Source organism: Castellaniella sp., from assembly GCF_049650445.1.
Lineage (GTDB): Bacteria > Pseudomonadota > Gammaproteobacteria > Burkholderiales > Burkholderiaceae_B > Castellaniella.
On sequence record NZ_JBASAD010000017.1, the window covers coordinates 1 to 15972 of the forward strand.

14 protein-coding genes are annotated in these 15972 nt (G+C 65.1%); 11 read left to right on the top strand and 3 right to left on the bottom strand.

The features are described 5' to 3' along the window. The 11 genes from WA983_RS05585 to flhF form a co-directional block, all read left to right on the top strand. The coding region (locus tag WA983_RS05585) for a chemotaxis protein CheW (RefSeq protein ID WP_424311719.1) at positions 1–1336 on the top strand (1336 nt) is incomplete at its 5' end. Between the two features lie 24 nt (positions 1337–1360). Beyond that, complete coding sequence (locus WA983_RS05590; protein WP_424251736.1) at positions 1361–1858, top strand: chemotaxis protein CheW; 498 nt, start codon at positions 1361–1363, stop codon at positions 1856–1858. Positions 1859–1920: 62 nt separating this feature from the next. After that, positions 1921–3741: a methyl-accepting chemotaxis protein gene (locus tag WA983_RS05595; protein ID WP_424311720.1), complete on the top strand. Its 1821-nt coding sequence runs from the start codon at positions 1921–1923 to the stop codon at positions 3739–3741. 23 nt (positions 3742–3764) lie between these two features. Continuing rightward, positions 3765–4613, top strand: a complete 849-nt coding sequence (locus WA983_RS05600; RefSeq protein ID WP_424251738.1) for a CheR family methyltransferase — start codon at positions 3765–3767, stop codon at positions 4611–4613. 22 nt (positions 4614–4635) lie between these two features. Further along, positions 4636–5703, top strand: coding sequence for a protein-glutamate methylesterase/protein-glutamine glutaminase (locus tag WA983_RS05605; protein ID WP_424311721.1), 1068 nt, complete (start codon positions 4636–4638; stop codon positions 5701–5703). Positions 5704–5767: 64 nt separating this feature from the next. Continuing rightward, the gene (cheY, locus tag WA983_RS05610; RefSeq protein WP_424250027.1) at positions 5768–6151 is read left to right on the top strand and encodes a chemotaxis response regulator CheY; all 384 of its coding nucleotides are present in this window, start codon (positions 5768–5770) and stop codon (positions 6149–6151) included. 13 nt (positions 6152–6164) lie between these two features. Continuing rightward, complete coding sequence (gene cheZ, locus WA983_RS05615; RefSeq protein WP_424250025.1) at positions 6165–6809, top strand: protein phosphatase CheZ; 645 nt, start codon at positions 6165–6167, stop codon at positions 6807–6809. Between the two features lie 138 nt (positions 6810–6947). Continuing rightward, positions 6948–8501: a methyl-accepting chemotaxis protein gene (locus tag WA983_RS05620; protein WP_424250023.1), complete on the top strand. Its 1554-nt coding sequence runs from the start codon at positions 6948–6950 to the stop codon at positions 8499–8501. A gap of 89 nt (positions 8502–8590) precedes the next feature. Beyond that, complete coding sequence (gene flhB, locus WA983_RS05625) at positions 8591–9754, top strand: flagellar biosynthesis protein FlhB (RefSeq protein ID WP_424250021.1); 1164 nt, start codon at positions 8591–8593, stop codon at positions 9752–9754. After that, on the top strand, positions 9751–11865 hold the full coding sequence (gene flhA / locus WA983_RS05630; RefSeq protein ID WP_424250019.1) for a flagellar biosynthesis protein FlhA: 2115 nt from the start codon (positions 9751–9753) through the stop codon (positions 11863–11865). Before flhB ends, flhA begins: the two co-directional genes overlap by 4 nt. Next, positions 11862–14270 carry a flagellar biosynthesis protein FlhF gene (gene flhF / locus WA983_RS05635; RefSeq protein ID WP_424311722.1) on the top strand — a complete coding sequence of 803 codons (2409 nt, stop codon included), beginning with the start codon at positions 11862–11864 and terminating at the stop codon, positions 14268–14270. Before flhA ends, flhF begins: the two co-directional genes overlap by 4 nt. On the opposite strand, the gene WA983_RS05640 is transcribed toward flhF, so the two are convergent. The 3 genes from WA983_RS05640 to flgA form a co-directional block, all read right to left on the bottom strand. Continuing rightward, a complete protein-coding gene (locus tag WA983_RS05640) occupies positions 14253–14693 on the bottom strand; it encodes a flagella synthesis protein FlgN (RefSeq protein ID WP_424311723.1) in 441 nt (146 codons plus the stop codon). The genes flhF and WA983_RS05640 overlap by 18 nt on opposite strands. A gap of 10 nt (positions 14694–14703) precedes the next feature. Continuing rightward, on the bottom strand, positions 14704–14991 hold the full coding sequence (gene flgM, locus WA983_RS05645) for a flagellar biosynthesis anti-sigma factor FlgM (RefSeq protein WP_424311724.1): 288 nt from the start codon (positions 14989–14991) through the stop codon (positions 14704–14706). Positions 14992–15079: 88 nt separating this feature from the next. Beyond that, a complete protein-coding gene (gene flgA / locus WA983_RS05650; protein ID WP_424311725.1) occupies positions 15080–15802 on the bottom strand; it encodes a flagellar basal body P-ring formation chaperone FlgA in 723 nt (240 codons plus the stop codon). Between the last annotated feature and the right edge of the window lie 170 nt (positions 15803–15972).

Consider the following 15972-nt stretch of genomic DNA (forward strand, 5'->3'; position numbering starts at 1 on the left):
CGCCGCTGCCGCGCCGGCCGCGCCCGCGCCCGCTCCGGTCGCCGAGGCAGCCCCTGTTGCCGCACCCGTCCAGGAAGCGCCGGAATCGGCCGCTTCCCGGGACGCTGCCGATTCCGCCGACAAGTCCGGCGGTGCCCAGGCCGCCAAGCCCAAGGAAAGTGGCACCATCCGCGTGGGCGTGGAAAAGGTCGACCAGATCATCAATCTGGTGGGCGAACTCGTCATCACCCAGGCCATGCTGCTGCAGACCTCGCAGACGCTGGACCCGGTGCTGCACGACCGTCTGCTCAACGGCATCGAGCAACTGGATCGCAATGCCCGCGACCTCCAGGAGGCCGTGATGTCCATCCGCATGATGCCGATGGACTACGTCTTCAGCCGCTTCCCGCGTGTGGTGCGGGAAAACGCCACCAAGCTGGGCAAGCGTATCCGGCTGGTCACCAAGGGTCAGGCGACTGAACTGGACAAGAGCCTGATCGAACGCATCATCGATCCCTTGACCCATCTGGTGCGCAACAGCCTGGACCACGGACTGGAAATGCCGGATGCGCGCATCGCCCAGGGCAAGGACCCGGAAGGCACCCTGATCCTGTCTGCCCAGCACAACGGCGGCCAGATCATCATCGACGTGATCGATGACGGCGCCGGCCTGAACCGCGAGCGGATCCTGAAAAAGGCCATCTCCTCCGGTTTCCCTGTGTCCGAGGCGACGCCCGACGACGAACTCTGGCAATTGATCTTCGCGCCGGGCTTCTCCACTGCGGACAAAGTCACCGACATTTCCGGCCGCGGGGTCGGCATGGACGTGGTGCGACGCAATATCCAGAGCATGGGCGGTCATGTGCAACTGGCTTCGCGCAAGGGTGAGGGCACCACCACCCGCATCGTGCTGCCCCTGACGCTGGCCATCCTGGACGGGATGTCGGTCAAGGTCGGCGAGGAAACGTTCATCCTGCCGCTGTCCCACGTCACCGAATCGATGCAGGCCACGGACGAGCAGATCCACCGCATTTCCGAGACCGAGCAGGTCCTGCATGTGCGGGGCGAATACCTGCCCATCGTGGCGCTGCACGAAGTCTTCAATGTGGGGCAGGCCGAAACCAACCTGACACGGGCCATCGCCGTGATCCTCCAGGCCGAGGACCAGCGCTTCGCCCTGATGGTGGATCATCTGATCGGCCAGCATCAGGTCGTGGTCAAGAACCTTGAAACCAACTATCGCAAGGTGCCGGGCATTTCGGCCGCGACGATCCTGGGCGATGGCAGTGTGGCCCTGATCGTCGACGTGTTCGCCCTGCGACGCACCACCTCGCTGCGGGCCGGCACGGCCGCCTGACCTCCATTCCTACTCGGAGCCATCATGAATCAAGCTACCCCCACGCAAGCGCAGGGAGAAACCCAGGGCAAGGAATTCCTGATCTTCACCCTGGCCAGCCAGGAATACGGGATCGATATCCTCAAGGTCCAGGAAATCCGGGGCTATGACAGCCAGACCGTTACGCGCATCGCCAACGTGCCGTCCTTCGTCAAGGGCGTCACCAATCTGCGTGGCGTGATCGTGCCCATCGTCGACCTGCGCCTGAAGTTCAATATGGACAACGTGGAATACACCTCGCAGACCGTGGTGGTGATCCTCAACGTCCGCTCCCGGATCGTGGGCGTGGTGGTCGACGGCGTGTCCGACGTGCTGATCCTGCAGAATTCGCAGATCAGCGCGGCACCACAGTTCGGCTCGGCCTTCTCCACCGAGCACCTGACCGGTATCGGCACCGTCGGCGAACGCATGCTGATTCTGGTGGATATCGAAAAGCTCATGACCAGCGAAGAAATGGCGCTGGTCGAGGAAGCGGTCGCCTGACCAGGCCGCACATTCGTTGTTTAGTCCCCCCGACGGGTTTTCGTACACTGGGTTTTGATCTCATGCAATCAGGCGGAAAGTCACTCATCGGCGCGTTGAAAGTCCGCACCAGTCTCATCCTGGTGCTCGTTTTTTTCTTCTTCATGCTCATTTCGGGGGCGCTGCTGGGCGTGCTGTCCCTGAAGCTCAGCAACGATGCCTTGCGAGAAATCACTGCGGATGATGAGTCCATTCGCCTGCTGGACGAGTCCGCCGGCCACTACCGTGAAGTTCAGGTCCTGATGGGGCGGGCCTTGAGCAATATCATCATCAACAGCGATCTGGCCAATAGCGCGATTCTGTCCGATTGGAGCACCGGCGCGGATACGACCGCCAACGGCGTTTTGCTCAGCGAAGGCGCGGCCAAGCTGGTTGCCCTGGCAGAAACCCGCCTGGGCCAGGCGCACGAGTCGCTCGACCGATTCAGCACGGCCGCCCGGGAGCATCTGGGCGGCAACGCACAGGTGGATCTGGTTGGGCCTGCGATCGAGTCCTTCAAGCGATTGCTCGACCAGGAACTGCCGCCCGTGCTGGTGGCGCTCAAGGCCGGGCAGATCGAGCAGTACGAAAAGCTGCAGTCCGAAAAGGTCGAACCGGCCGAGCTCCATTTCGAGCAGGCGGCGCAGGCGCTCCGGCAGAGCCAGCAGGCCTTCACCGCCCAGGCGATGGCGGACGAGGCGGCGCACCTGCGTCTGGTGGTCCTCATCGTGGGCGTGTCCATGGTGGTGGCGTTGCTGTTCGCCGTGGCAGCCTATCTGTTCCTGCAGCGCGTGGTGCTGCGGCCGCTGCGCGCGGCCGGCCGGCATTTCGACCGGATCGCGGCGGGCGACCTGACCGAGGCCATCCACGTGCCTTCGAGCAACGAGATCGGCGTGCTCTACCTGGCCATGCAGCGCATGCAGGAAAGCCTGGTACGCATGGTCGCTACGGTGCGCGGCGGTGTGGGCGAGATCCGCCTGGGAGCCCAGGAAATCTTCGCCGGCAACACCGACCTGAGCAGTCGCACCGAGCAGCAGGCGGCGTCTCTGCAGCAGACTGCCGCCAGCATGGAGCAACTGGCCAGCACCGTGCGCCAGAATTCCGACAATGCCGCCCAGGCCGATCAGCTTGCCAAGACGGCGGTGGACGTGGCCCAGCGCGGCGGCGCCGCCGTCACCAGCGTGGCCGAGACCATGGCTGGCATCACCGAAAGCTCGGGCAAGATGTCCGAGATCGTCAGCGTGATCGATGGCATCGCCTTCCAGACCAATATCCTGGCCTTGAACGCGGCAGTCGAAGCTGCCCGTGCGGGCGAGCAGGGCAAGGGCTTTGCCGTCGTGGCCGGCGAAGTCCGTTCGCTCGCTCAGCGCAGTTCCCAGGCCGCCAAGGAAATCAAGGGCCTGATCGACGATTCCGTGATCCGGGTGCGCCAGGGGTCGGAGCGCGTCCAGGACGCCGGGCGGATCATGAGCGAGATCGTCCAGTCGGTGCAGGGCGTCACGGCCATCATGAACGAGATTTCCTCGGCCTCGCGCGAGCAGGCCGACGGCATCAGCCAGATCAACACGGCTGTCAATGACATGGATCACGTCGTGCAACAGAACGCCGCCTTGGTGCAGGAGGCGACCAGCGCCGCCGGCTCCCTGCAGGATCAGGCCGAGCATCTCAGCACGGCTGTTGCCGCCTTCCACCTCAATGAGGGCGGGCCGGTGATCGATGTCCAGGGCGGGCAACTGGGCTATACTCCGCGCGCCGGTCATCCGGCTTTGGCGCTGGCAAATGACCCCCACGCTGCGCCTTCGGCTAGCTGCCCCCCAGGGGGGCGCCTTTCATCTTGGGGCGGCCCGGCGATGAAAAGAGCCTGACTCCGATCCCAGACGATCCCACCATGATTCATGATGCACCTTCCGCCTCCTATTTTTCGCAGCCGGCCCTGCCCAGGGCCGACGCGGCGGATCTGACGCGGGCGGTGCAGATATTGCACCGGCGGGCGGGGATCATTCTGGGTGACCACAAGAAGGACATGGCGGCTCGCACCCTGGGCTTGCGGGCGCACCATTCCGGTTCGGCCTCGGTGCGCAGCTACCTGGACCATCTGGAACAGAACCCTCAGTCTGACGAGTGGGACCGCTTCATCAGCGCCTTCACGATCAATCACACAGCCTTCTTCCGTGAGCAGCATCACTTCAGCATCCTGGCCGATTTCGTGCGCACCCGCCGCAAGCCGATCTCCGTCTGGTGCTGTGCCTCGTCCACCGGCGAGGAACCCTACACGCTGGCCATGACGCTGCACGATGCCTGTGGCCAGTCCGAAGCCGGCATCTCGGTGGTGGCAACGGACATCGATACCCAGGCTCTGGCGCAGGCGCGCAAGGGGGTCTACACCCTGGACCGCGTCAAGCCGGTGCCGCCCGAATTCCTGCGGCGCTATTTCCTGCGCGGGGCTGGACGCCAGGCCGGCATGGCCATGGTCAAGCCGGTGATCCGCAATCTGGTGACTTTCGAGGAACTGAATCTGGTGTCGTCCAGTTGGTCGACCAGCAACCAGAAGTTCGATGCGATCTTCTGCCGCAACACCATGATCTATTTCGACAAGCCGACCCAGACCAAAATTCTGGAGCGCTTCGTGCCTCTGCTCAAACCGGGTGGCCTGATGTTTGCGGGCCACTCGGAAAACTTCACCTATCTGACTAAATCCCTGCGTCTTCAGGGGCAGACGGTCTATTCCGTCGCCTGATCCGGGGGAGCCCTGCTGAAAAATGGCTGTCCACAAGAAAATCCGCGTGCTGTGCGTCGATGACTCTGCTCTGGTGCGCAGTCTGATGACGGAAATCATCAATGCTCACCCCGATATGGAGGTCGTCGCCACCGCGCCCGATCCGCTCATCGCGCGTGAACTCATCAAGCAGCACAATCCCGACGTGCTGACCCTGGACGTCGAAATGCCGCGCATGGACGGCCTGGACTTCCTGGAACGGCTGATGCGCCTGCGGCCCATGCCGGTGGTGATGGTGTCCTCGCTGACCGAGCGCAATTCCGAGGTCACCATCCGGGCGCTGGAACTGGGTGCCGTCGATTTCGTCACCAAGCCCAAGCTTGGCCTGCGTGACGGCCTGCTGGACTACGGCGACATGATCGCCGACAAGATCCGCGCCGCCTCGCATGCCCGCCTGCGCCCGCGTCCGGCCCAGGCGGCGGGCGAGGCCGCCCGGCCGCGCCTGTCAGGCACGTTCTCGACCACCGAAAAACTCGTCATGATCGGTTCGTCCACGGGTGGGACCGAGGCCATCCGCCACGTGCTCGAACCCTTGCCGGCCAACAGCCCGGCGATCATGATCACGCAGCACATGCCGGCCGGTTTCACCAAGTCCTTCGTGCAGCGCCTGGACGGCCTGTGCGCCGTGCAGGTCCACGAGGCCGAGGACGGCCAGCGGGTGCTGCCCGGCCACGTCTATCTGGCACCGGGCGGCGTGGCCCACATGAAGCTCGCCCGTTCGGGCGCCAACTATGTGGTGAAGCTGGAATACACCGATCCGGTGAACCGTCACCGTCCTTCCGTGGACGTGCTGTTCCATTCAGCCGCCCAGGTGGCCGGCAAGAACGCCATTGGTGTCATCCTGACCGGCATGGGCAAGGACGGTGCTCAGGGATTGTTGGCGATGCGCCAGGCGGGCGCGCGCACCTTTGCCCAGGACGAGGCCAGTTGCGTCGTCTTCGGCATGCCACGTGAGGCGCTGCTGATCGGCGCCGCCGAAGAAGCTGTCCCGCTTGATGATCTCAGCGAACGTATCCTGAAAAGCGCCGGTGCCTTCGGGAACCGGGTTTGACACATTTGAACAGAGGCATCGGGTACCCGAATACCCTGCTTTTTTATTGATTGGAGAGTGACACGTGGTACAGAAAACGATGAAAATCCTGGTCGTCGACGACTTCCCCACCATGCGCCGGATCGTCAAGAACCTGCTGAAGGACTTGGGGTTCGAGAACGTCGACGAAGCCGAGGACGGTGCCCAGGCGCTGGAAAAGCTGCGCAACGGCGGCTTCGAATTCGTGGTGTCGGACTGGAACATGCCCAACATGGACGGGCTGACCATGCTGCAGAACATCCGTGCCGATCCGAACCTGGCCAGCCTGCCGGTGCTGATGGTCACGGCCGAGGCCAAGAAGGAAAACATCATTGCAGCGGCCCAGGCCGGCGCCAGCGGCTATGTGGTCAAGCCCTTCACGGCGGCCACCCTGGAAGAAAAGCTGAACAAGATTTTCGAAAAACTCTGACCGGAGGCGCATCATGACGACGGAGCAATCTTCCGGCCAGTCCGATTTCGTGGAGCCTTCGATGGAGTTGATCCATCGCATCGCCATGGTCACCCGCACCCTGCGCGTGAGCATGCGCGAGCTGGGTCTGGATCAGGCCATCCAGGACGCCGCTCACGCCATTCCCGACGCGCGCGATCGCCTGCACTACGTGGCCCAGATGACCGAGCAGGCTGCCAATCGCGTGCTCAACGCGACCGAGCAGATCCAGCCCTGGCAGGATTCGATGCAGCGCGACGCCAAGGCCCTGGACGCCCGCTGGCAGGATTGGTTCGATCATCCGGTCGAACTCGACCAGGCGCGTTCTCTGGTGGACGATACCCGGGCCTTCCTGAAGGACGTCCCTGAAAAGACCCAGGCGTCGCAGAACAACCTGATGGAAATCATCATGGCTCAGGACTTTCAGGACCTGACCGGCCAGGTGATCATGAAGATGCTGGGCGTGATCGGCGCCATCGAGACCGAACTGGTCCAGGTGCTGATCGACAGCGTGCCTCAGGAAAAGCGCGAAGAAACCAAGACGCTGCTCAATGGCCCGGTGGTCAACGCCGAGGGCAAGAACGACGTGGTCACCAATCAGGACCAGGTGGATGATCTGTTGGCGAGTCTTGGTTTTTGATTGGGGGTTTTCCCTCGACAATGTGACATTGGAAGGAATGTAAGTCCCGCGTAAGCTTTGAAACTCAATATGAGCCGACCCGGGGTTTGCTCGGGGTTTCATGGCCGGCACCGGCCCTTTCTTTGTAGGGGAGGCGACATGTCCGTCACACGTGGCAGAACCCTCGGGCTGGGACGCCTGATCCGGCAGTTGCGACGGGGCCGGGCGACCCTGAACGACCGCGCCTGGACGCTCAGTCCCCTGGCGCTTCCTGTCGGCCGCTTCCTGGGGGCTTTGCGCGAACGCTTTGTCGTCATGCGCCAGTCCAGCATCCGCATCGCCATCAATGCCGCCCGCCTGCAGGCGCATACCCAGGCTTGCGAAACCATGGCTGACGAGCAGGCCCGCGAAGCCGAAAGTCTGTCGGCTCAGGGCACCCAGATCGCCAGCCTGTCGCAGCAGACCAACGACATCGTGGCGGGTGCCGCTGACGTGTTCCGCCAGCAACTCAGGGGCTTGCGCTCCACCCAGGAGCAACTGGCCGACCTGAATCGGCGGGTGGCCCGGGTGTCGACGCAGATGCAGTCTTTTTCCGAGGTCATTACCCAGCTCAGCCACCGGGCGCGCTCGGTCGAGGACACCAGCCGTCTGATCAAGGACATCGCACTGCAGACCCACCTGCTGGCCCTGAACGCGGGCGTCGAGGCCGCCCGTGCCGGAGAGGCCGGCCGGGGCTTTGCCGTGGTCGCCAGCGAGGTCGGCAAGCTGGCCGAGCGCGTCAACGCGGCCACTGGGGACATCGTCCAGCACACCGGGGAAATCCTCGGCCTGGTGTCCGACACCGAACGGCAGAGTCAGTCCATCCATACCGACATGCGCGCCTCCGACCGTCTCGTGGGCGATTTTGCCGGGCAGTTCGATGGCCTGGTGCGCGAACTGGGCGGTGTCGGCAGCCAACTGGATGGCGTGGCCGATCACGTCGCCCAGGTCAACCAGACCAATCAGGACATGAGCCAGTCCATTGGTCGCATCGCCCAACACAGCGCCATCCTGCGCCAGCGCATGGAATCGATGCGTGAACAGGTGCACGGCGTGCGCGCTCAGACCGAAAGCCTGCAGGAAATGCTGGCGGCCTGGCGCACCGGTGCGACCCCCTTCGACGATCTGGAGGCCCGCCTCGACCTGCTGCGCGACCGTTGCGCCGGGCTGCTGCGGCAGACCCGCGCCGACGGTCTGGATGTCTTCGACAAGGCCTACCGCCAGATTCCCGGCAGCCAGCCGCCGCGCTATCACGTGGCCTACGACCAGGCCATCGATCAGGCCTTGCAGGGCATTCTCGACGGGGTGCTGGATCAGGTGCCGCACGGCTATTACGCGATCCTGGTGGATATGAACGGCTATGCGCCGACCCACAACCGCCGCTATTCCCGTCCGCCCACCGGGGACGTGGCACACGACACGCTGCACGTGCGCGACAAGCGCCTGTTCGACGACCAGATCAGCCGGGGCGCGATCGCCAACCGGGGGGGCGTGCTGTGTCAGACCTATATGCGCGACACCGGCGAAATCATCACCGACGTCTCCGTGCCCCTGGATCTGGATGGTGCGCGCTGGGGCGCCGTGCGGATCGGCCTGGATTATCTGCAGTTCGAGCAGGCCCTGGCGCCCGCAAGTGCCCCCGCAACGACCGATGCGCAGCTTGCAAGCCCTTGAATTGCCGCGCCTAATGCGCTTTTATCCGTGCTTCGTGCCGACAGCCTGGACACTACAATCCAGGCTGTTTGCATTGTCGTCGGCTGAGCATGGCCCAGGATAGCGATCTCGAAAAAACAGAAGCAGCCACTCCACGGCGCCTGGAAAAGGCGCGCGAGGAAGGGCAGGTTGCGCGTTCGCGCGAGCTGGGCACCTTCATGGCCCTGATCGGCGGCATCAGCGCCCTGTGGTTCGGGGGCGAGGCGGTCTTCCGCACGCTGCGCGGCATCGTGTTCAACGGCCTGTGGTTCGACACCCGGATTGCACGCGATCCCCAGGTCATGCTCAACGTGGCGGGCGACTCCGCCTGGCATGGGCTGCTGATCGTGCTGCCGTTCATGGGCCTGCTGCTGGTGATCGGCATTTTTTCCTCGGTGGCGCTGGGGGGCTTTCTGCTCTCGCCCAAGGCCCTGGAGCCCAAGTTCGAGCGGCTCAATCCGCTGCCGGGCATCAAGCGCCTGTTTGCGCCGCAGACCCTGATCGAACTGATCAAGACCCTCGCCAAGGCGGGGCTGGTCGGTTTCGTCGGCGTCAAGGTCATCTGGGCCTACCGGGACGATATGCTCGCCCTGTCGCGCATGGCGCCGACCGAGGCCCTGGCGCAAGGGCTGAGCCTGGTCGCGCTGTGCTGCCTGCTGATCGCCTCGTCACTGATCATCATCGTGCTGATCGACGTGCCCTGGCAGCTCTGGAACCATGCCAAGCAACTGCGCATGTCCAAGGAAGACGTCAAGCAGGAACACAAGGACAGCGACGGCGACCCCCACGTCAAGGGTCGCATCCGCCAGCAGCAGCGCACCATGGCACGGCGGCGCATGATGAGCGCCGTGCCTGCGGCCGATGTGGTCGTCACCAACCCGACCCATTACGCCGTGGCGTTGCGTTACAGCGAAGGGCAGGGCGGGGCTCCGGTGGTCGTGGCCAAGGGTACGCGCCTGATTGCCGCGCAGATCCGCGAACTGGCCGGCCAGCACGGCGTTGCCCTGCTGGAAGCCCCGCCGCTCGCGCGCGCCCTTTATCATCACGTCGAGATCGACCGGGAAATCCCCGTCTCTCTGTACGCCGCCGTGGCCGAGGTCCTGGCCTGGGTCTATCAACTGCGCAACTGGCGTCAGGGCTCGGGTACACTGCCGCAGGCACCACAGGACCTGCGCGTGCCGCCCGAACTCGACCCGCAACAAGGCCCTGAACCGGCCCTCGTCACCGCCTCATGAACAGCTTCCTGGATTTTCTCAAGACCCACGGCTCCGGGCATGCCCGCCTGATGGCAGGGCCCGTGCTGATCCTCATGGTTCTGGCCATGATGATCCTGCCGCTGCCGCCTTTCATCCTGGACCTGTTGTTCACCTTCAACATCTCCCTGTCGGTGATGATTCTGCTGGTGGCCATGTTCACGCGCAAGCCGCTGGACTTCGCTGCCTTTCCTTCTGTGCTGCTGTTTGCCACGCTGCTGCGCCTGTCCCTGAACGTCGCCTCCACCCGGGTGGTGCTGCTGCACGGTCACAAAGGGCCGGATGCCGCCGGCCAGGTCATCGAGGCCTTCGGCCATTTCCTGGTGGGTGGCAACTTTGCCGTCGGTATCGTGGTGTTCATCATCCTGGTGATCATCAACTTCACCGTCATCACCAAGGGCGCGGGCCGTATCGCCGAAGTCGGCGCACGTTTCACCCTGGATGCCATGCCCGGCAAGCAGATGGCCATCGACGCCGATCTGAACGCCGGCCTGATCGGCGAGGACGAGGCCCGCACACGACGCGCCGAAGTCTCCCAGGAAGCCGAGTTCTACGGCGCCATGGATGGCGCCAGCAAGTTCGTGCGCGGGGATGCCGTGGCCGGCCTGCTGATCATGGTGATCAACATCATCGGCGGCCTGATCGTCGGCATGGCCCAGCACGGCATGTCGGCTTCCGACGCAGGCTCCGTCTACACCCTGTTGACCATCGGCGATGGCCTGGTGGCACAGATTCCGGCGTTGGTGATCTCCACCGCCGCCGGCGTGGTGGTCTCGCGCGTGGCCAACGACCAGGACGTCGGCCAGCAGATGATCGGCCAGTTGTTCTCCAATCCCAACGTGCTGTTCATCACCGCCGGGATTCTGACGTTGATGGGCCTGATCCCCAACATGCCGCACGTGGCCTTCCTGCTGCTGGCGGCCATCATCGGCGGGTGCGGCTGGATGGTGCTGCAACGCCAGCGGCGCGATCAGCAGGCGGCCGCCGCCGAGCCGGGGCAGGAACAGGCCGCTGCCGTGGCCGCCGCCTCAGAGGCCAGTTGGGACGACGTGGCGCCCGTCGATCCGCTCGGCCTGGAAGTCGGCTACCGCCTGATCTCTCTGGTGGATCACCAGCAAAATGGTGAATTGCTGCACCGTATCCGCAGTCTGCGCAAGAAATTCGCCCAGGAAATGGGCTTTCTGCCGCCGGTCGTGCACATTCGTGACAATCTGGAAATCAAACCCACGGACTATCGCATCATGCTGTTTGGCGTGGAGATCGGTCGCGGCGTGGCTCAGACCGGGCAGTGGCTGGCCATCGATCCGGGGGGCGTGACGGGCACCGTCCAGGGGACGCCGACCAAGGACCCGGCTTTCGGGCTGCCCGCATTCTGGATCGACCCGGCGCTGCGCGAACAGGCGCAGATCGCCGGTTACACCGTGGTCGATACCGCCACGGTGGTGGCCACCCACCTGAACCACCTGATGCATCGCTACGGGTCGCGTCTGCTGGGCCGCCAGGAAACCCAGCAGTTGCTGGATCACGTCGCCCGCGACGTGCCCAAGCTGGTCGAAGACCTGGTGCCCAAGACCATCACCTTGCCGCAACTGCAGAATCTGCTGCGCAGCCTGCTCGACGAGGACGTGCCCATCCGCGACATGCGCAGCATCCTCGAAACCATCACCGAGCACGCGCCGCGCCTGGCCGCCCTCAATCCGGCCGGCACCGGGCCGAATCTGGACGAACTGCTGGCCCAGGTCCGGGTGGCCCTGGGGCGGGCCATCGTCCAGCACTGGTTCGCGGGCGAGACGGAATTGCGCGTCATCGGCCTGGATGCCCGCCTGGAGCGCGTGCTGATGCAGGCGATGGGCAGCAGCGGCGCCCTAGAGCCCGGTCTGGCAGACAATCTGCTGAGCGACGTCGAGCGCATCGTTCAGGGCCAGGAAGACCGGGGCGAGGCTCCCGTGCTGGTGGTGCCGCCGGTCTTGCGAGGCTCGATGTCGCGCTTCCTGCGCCACCATCTGCCCCACATGGCCGTGCTCTCCAGTGCTGAAATCCCTGAAGAGCGTATCATTCGCGTCACTGCGGTCGTCGGCGGGAGTCCTGCTTGAACATCAGTCGTTTTTTCGGTGCCACCAACCGCGAGGCCATGCGGCAGGTGCGCCTTGCATTGGGCTCCGACGCCCTGATCATTTCCAACAAGCGGGTCAGCGGCGGGGTCGAGATTCTGGCCACCGACCAGACTTCCCTGCCCGAAAGCGGTCAGGCCGCGCCCACCCCGTCGGCGCCTTCCATGGCGCCCCGGTCCGTCACGGCGCCTGCACCGCAGGCTGCGCCTCATCCCGCGCATGCCGCGCCGGGGCATCATCCTGCCAGCCCGCCGGGCGCGGATCTGATGGGGGTCATCGGCGAACTCAAGGGTTCGCTGGAAACCCGCATCGACGAATTGCTGTGGGGCAGCCAGTTGCGCCGCTCTCCCCAGGCGGTCACGCTGTTCCAGAACCTGCTGCGCTTTGGTTTCAGCACGGCGCTGCTGCGGGCCATGCTCAAGCACATGCCCGAACAGGCCGCCACCCGGGGCGCCCTGCAGTGGGCGCGCAACGAACTTGTCCGTCACCTGCCGGTGCTGGAGTCCGAGGACGCCCTGTGGCAGCCCGGCCTGGCGCTGGCCCTGGTCGGTCCCACCGGGGTGGGCAAGACCACCACCGTGGCCAAGCTCGCTGCCCGCTGCGTGCGCCGTAGCGGCCCGGGCAGTCTGGTGCTGGTGACGACCGACACCTACCGGATCGGTGCCCACGAACAGTTGAAGATCTACGGGCAGATGCTGCGCGTGCCGGTACACATCGTGCAGGACGTCCACGAAATGCGCCGGGTCATCCAGGCCGTGCGCCCTGACCAGACCCTGCTGATCGACAATGTCGGCATCAGCCAGCGCGATCGCTACATCCACGAGCAGGCCGCCTTGCTGGCGGGTGCCGGGCGCAAGGTCGAGCGCCTGCTGGTGCTCAATGCCGTCAGCCATGGCGACACACTGGACGAGGTCGCCCGGTCCTATGCCGGCGACGGCGGTACGCCGTTGCGTGGCTGCATCGTCACCAAGATCGACGAGGCCTCGCGCCTGGGGGCCGCGCTGGACACGGCGATCCGGTACAAACTGCCGATCCATTATGTGTCCAACGGCCAGAAAGTCCCCGAAAACCTGCTGTTCCTGACGGCCGCCGAACTGGTGGACCGGGCGCTGGCGCCGGCTCAGGCCACCCGCACCTTGTACGCGCCCACTGAGGCCGATCTGGCGGCGCTGCTGTCCATGACGCAGCCGGCCGACAATCCGGACGCCGCTGCCGAGCGTCGTCGCCAGCAGGTCCTGCTGCCGCAGTTGCTGACCGGTTCGGCGCGCGGGGACGCGCTGAGCATGGATCAGTTGCAGGCCGCCGTGGCCCTGCAGGACGAGGATCCGGTGCTGTCCGAGGCCTACGACCTGTGGCGCAGCCGCGCGGCAGGCGATCTGCCGCAGGCCGCCGAGGCCATCGAGCACCTGCGTCGGGTCGCCCATGGCGGTCTGGACGAAACCCGGCCAGGCCTGGTCGTGCACACGCGTCAGTCCCTGGATTGGCAGGGGCGGCGCGGCGCCTGGTCAGGGACCGCCTGGTTCGACGATCAGGGCCGGCCGCTGGCCGCGACCACGCAGCAGATCGGTCTGGCAGATGGCTGGCATACGCCTCGGGGGGCTCTTTTTCTGCCGCCGGGCCGCCCCAAGGCAGAAAACGCCCCCTTTGGGGGGCACATCTCCGCACCTTCGGCTGCCGACGTTCTGCTGGCGCAGATCGAAACCGAGACCGAGGATGCCCCCACCGCCGTTCTGCACGTGTTCGACGGCGGCAGTCAGGCGCTGCAGCGTGCCCTGAGCGCTCGCGACCGCTGCTGGCTGGCCGCCAGCAGCCCCCGCACCCGGGTGTATCTGGACGATGAACCCTGCGTCCTGTCGGCGGCGGTTCAGTCCCTGATGTACCAGCCACTGGACGCGCAGACCTTTTGGCCGCTGCTGTCGGCGGCGGGCCTGGAAAGTGCCCAACCGGCCTGGTGGATGGCGGCAGGGCAGGCCGAACTGCGCACCCGAGGCGAACCCGCCCTGCCGGTACGGATCTTCAGTCTGCGGGCTGTCGATCCCCGTGACGGCCGCTTGTTGAAGGTCTGGTATGCCGTGGCCGGGATGGGGGTGGAACCCGACGCCTACCGGATCGCCCGTGCTTTGCTGCTGCGTCAGGAATGCCAGGCGGCCTGGCGTCAGGCCGCGCCATTGCTGGCCGACGCCGGACGCGAGCCGCTGGTCGATCGGGCGGTGTTTGCGGCGCAGATGGGCTTGGCGGCCTGGCGCCTGGCGCAGGACCCGGCCCTGGCGCCCGCCGCGCGGGTGGCAGCCCGCATGCTGGGCGCCGACAGGCTCGCGCCGCGTCAGTCCCATGCGGGACTGCTCAAATTGTATGCGTTGAAAGAACTGCTAGGGACGGCGGCGTAGGCGCCCGCGGGCGTCGTACAGATCCTGATTGACCAGGGAATGCAGCGTATCCAGCGCCCGCTGGTTGTGTTCCATGTAGGTGTGCAGGATCTGGCCGTTATCCTGGTTCAGGCGGCTGGCCTGGTCGGCGCGTTCGAACAGCGCATCGAAGGCCGGGCGAAGTTCGGGGTAGACGGCACAGGCGGCATCGATGCCGGCGGCCGTGTCGGGCTGTTCCATTTCGCCCAGAATACGGGCGCGTTCCTGGTCCAGCCGTCCCAGGCGTTCCGCGTAGTCGTTCTTGCGCTGAGTCTGTTCGGCCAGGGCGAGATTCGTGGGGTCGTCCAGCAAGGTGGCCGATTCGGCTTCCAGTGTCTGGATGAATTCATCCAGCAAGGCAGATTGGGCCTGCACGCACTGCAACAGATCGTCTGCCAGACTCATTTGAGCAGGCTCATTTCAGCAAATCACGGACGCTGGCCAGCAGGCCGTCGGCGATGCGGCTGGGGTCGATCTTCAGTTCGCCGGAGGCCAGCGCATCGCGGATTTGCTGGACGCGTTCGATTTGGACGTCGGCATCGCTGTCATTCAGGGCGGCCAGATGGCGGGCGGCCGGGCTGAGGTCTACTGCCGTGCGGCCGCCAGCGGCCGCGCCGGACGAAGCGTGGGAAGCCGTGTCGCCGCGCGTTCCCCCGGCCACCCCATTCAGCAGGGGGTTGGACGAAGTGGAATTGATTTTCAAGACTCGTCTCCGGGTTGGGTGGGTGGGATCATTGGTGCATCCCTTGTAACGGCGGGTCGGGCGGGTTCTTTAGGCGCCCCACGATTAATTACATCATAACCTGGACCGTGTGGGCGTCGATGACCGTACCGATAATGATCTGTCCCCCTGGCGTGCGGACCTGAATTCTGGCGCCTGGGCTGCCGGATTCAAGGGCCTGGCCCTCGCTGGTTGCGACGAAGCCGACACCGCGTGCCACGGTGCGGACCTGCTGGCCGCGTTCGATGGCGTTCGGGTCGCGCAGGGCGTTGGATTCGATCGCGCTTCCGGCACGGATGCGGCGCGTGGCGATCCAGCCGACGATGTGGGCCGGATCGCCGATCAGCCGGCGGTTGCGCAGCAGATCGCCTTCGCGGGTATCCAGATCGTTCAGGCTCAGGGTCTGGTCGCGCTGAATCAGGCGGTTGGCGACATAGTAGGTCCCCTGGATCTGGACGCTGGCTTGCAGATAGATCGTCCAGGGCTGCGGCGCCAGGCAGCGGATCGTCACCGGCGTGCGCGGCTGCAGGCCCGAACTGGACAGCGAGGCCTCCATCTGCTGGCAGGCGGCCTGGTTCACGATACGTGGGGCATCCACGTGGATGACGGCACGGCCCGGCCAGGCGGCCGCCTGTTCTTTCAGCAGGGCCTCGGCCTGGGCGACGAGGGCGGCCGGGTCCTGCAGGGCGGGGCGGGCGGTCTGGGCGTTTGCCAGCCCCGGCAGAGTCGCCGGAGACAGCAAGAGCAGAAGCAGCAAACACTGCAGGGGTCGGGATACGCGCATGACTTTCATATGATTTTCATATGACTTTCATTGTAGGGTATGCCGGACTGTGCATCCGCTGAGCCGTGTTTTCTGTCAATTTATGTCAACAGCACCCACAACGGCTGAATAGGGCTTCAAACCCCGCTTTGTTTTGGCCTTTATCCCCCTGGAGGGGACCGTACTATGGTGGCGTGCGA

Bases quoted from the DNA above. Each gene is read 5' to 3' on its own strand.
- WA983_RS05590 (WP_424251736.1), top strand. From the start codon at position 1,361: ATGAATCAAGCTACCCCCACGCAAGCGCAGGGAGAAACCCAGGGCAAG.
- WA983_RS05595 (WP_424311720.1), top strand. From the start codon at position 1,921: ATGCAATCAGGCGGAAAGTCACTCATCGGCGCGTTGAAAGTCCGCACC.
- WA983_RS05600 (WP_424251738.1), top strand. From the start codon at position 3,765: ATGATTCATGATGCACCTTCCGCCTCCTATTTTTCGCAGCCGGCCCTG.
- WA983_RS05605 (WP_424311721.1), top strand. From the start codon at position 4,636: ATGGCTGTCCACAAGAAAATCCGCGTGCTGTGCGTCGATGACTCTGCT.
- cheZ (WP_424250025.1), top strand. From the start codon at position 6,165: ATGACGACGGAGCAATCTTCCGGCCAGTCCGATTTCGTGGAGCCTTCG.
- WA983_RS05620 (WP_424250023.1), top strand. From the start codon at position 6,948: ATGTCCGTCACACGTGGCAGAACCCTCGGGCTGGGACGCCTGATCCGG.
- flhB (WP_424250021.1), top strand. From the start codon at position 8,591: ATGGCCCAGGATAGCGATCTCGAAAAAACAGAAGCAGCCACTCCACGG.
- flhA (WP_424250019.1), top strand. From the start codon at position 9,751: ATGAACAGCTTCCTGGATTTTCTCAAGACCCACGGCTCCGGGCATGCC.
- WA983_RS05640 (WP_424311723.1), bottom strand. From the start codon at position 14,693: ATGAGTCTGGCAGACGATCTGTTGCAGTGCGTGCAGGCCCAATCTGCC.
- flgA (WP_424311725.1), bottom strand. From the start codon at position 15,802: ATGAAAGTCATGCGCGTATCCCGACCCCTGCAGTGTTTGCTGCTTCTG.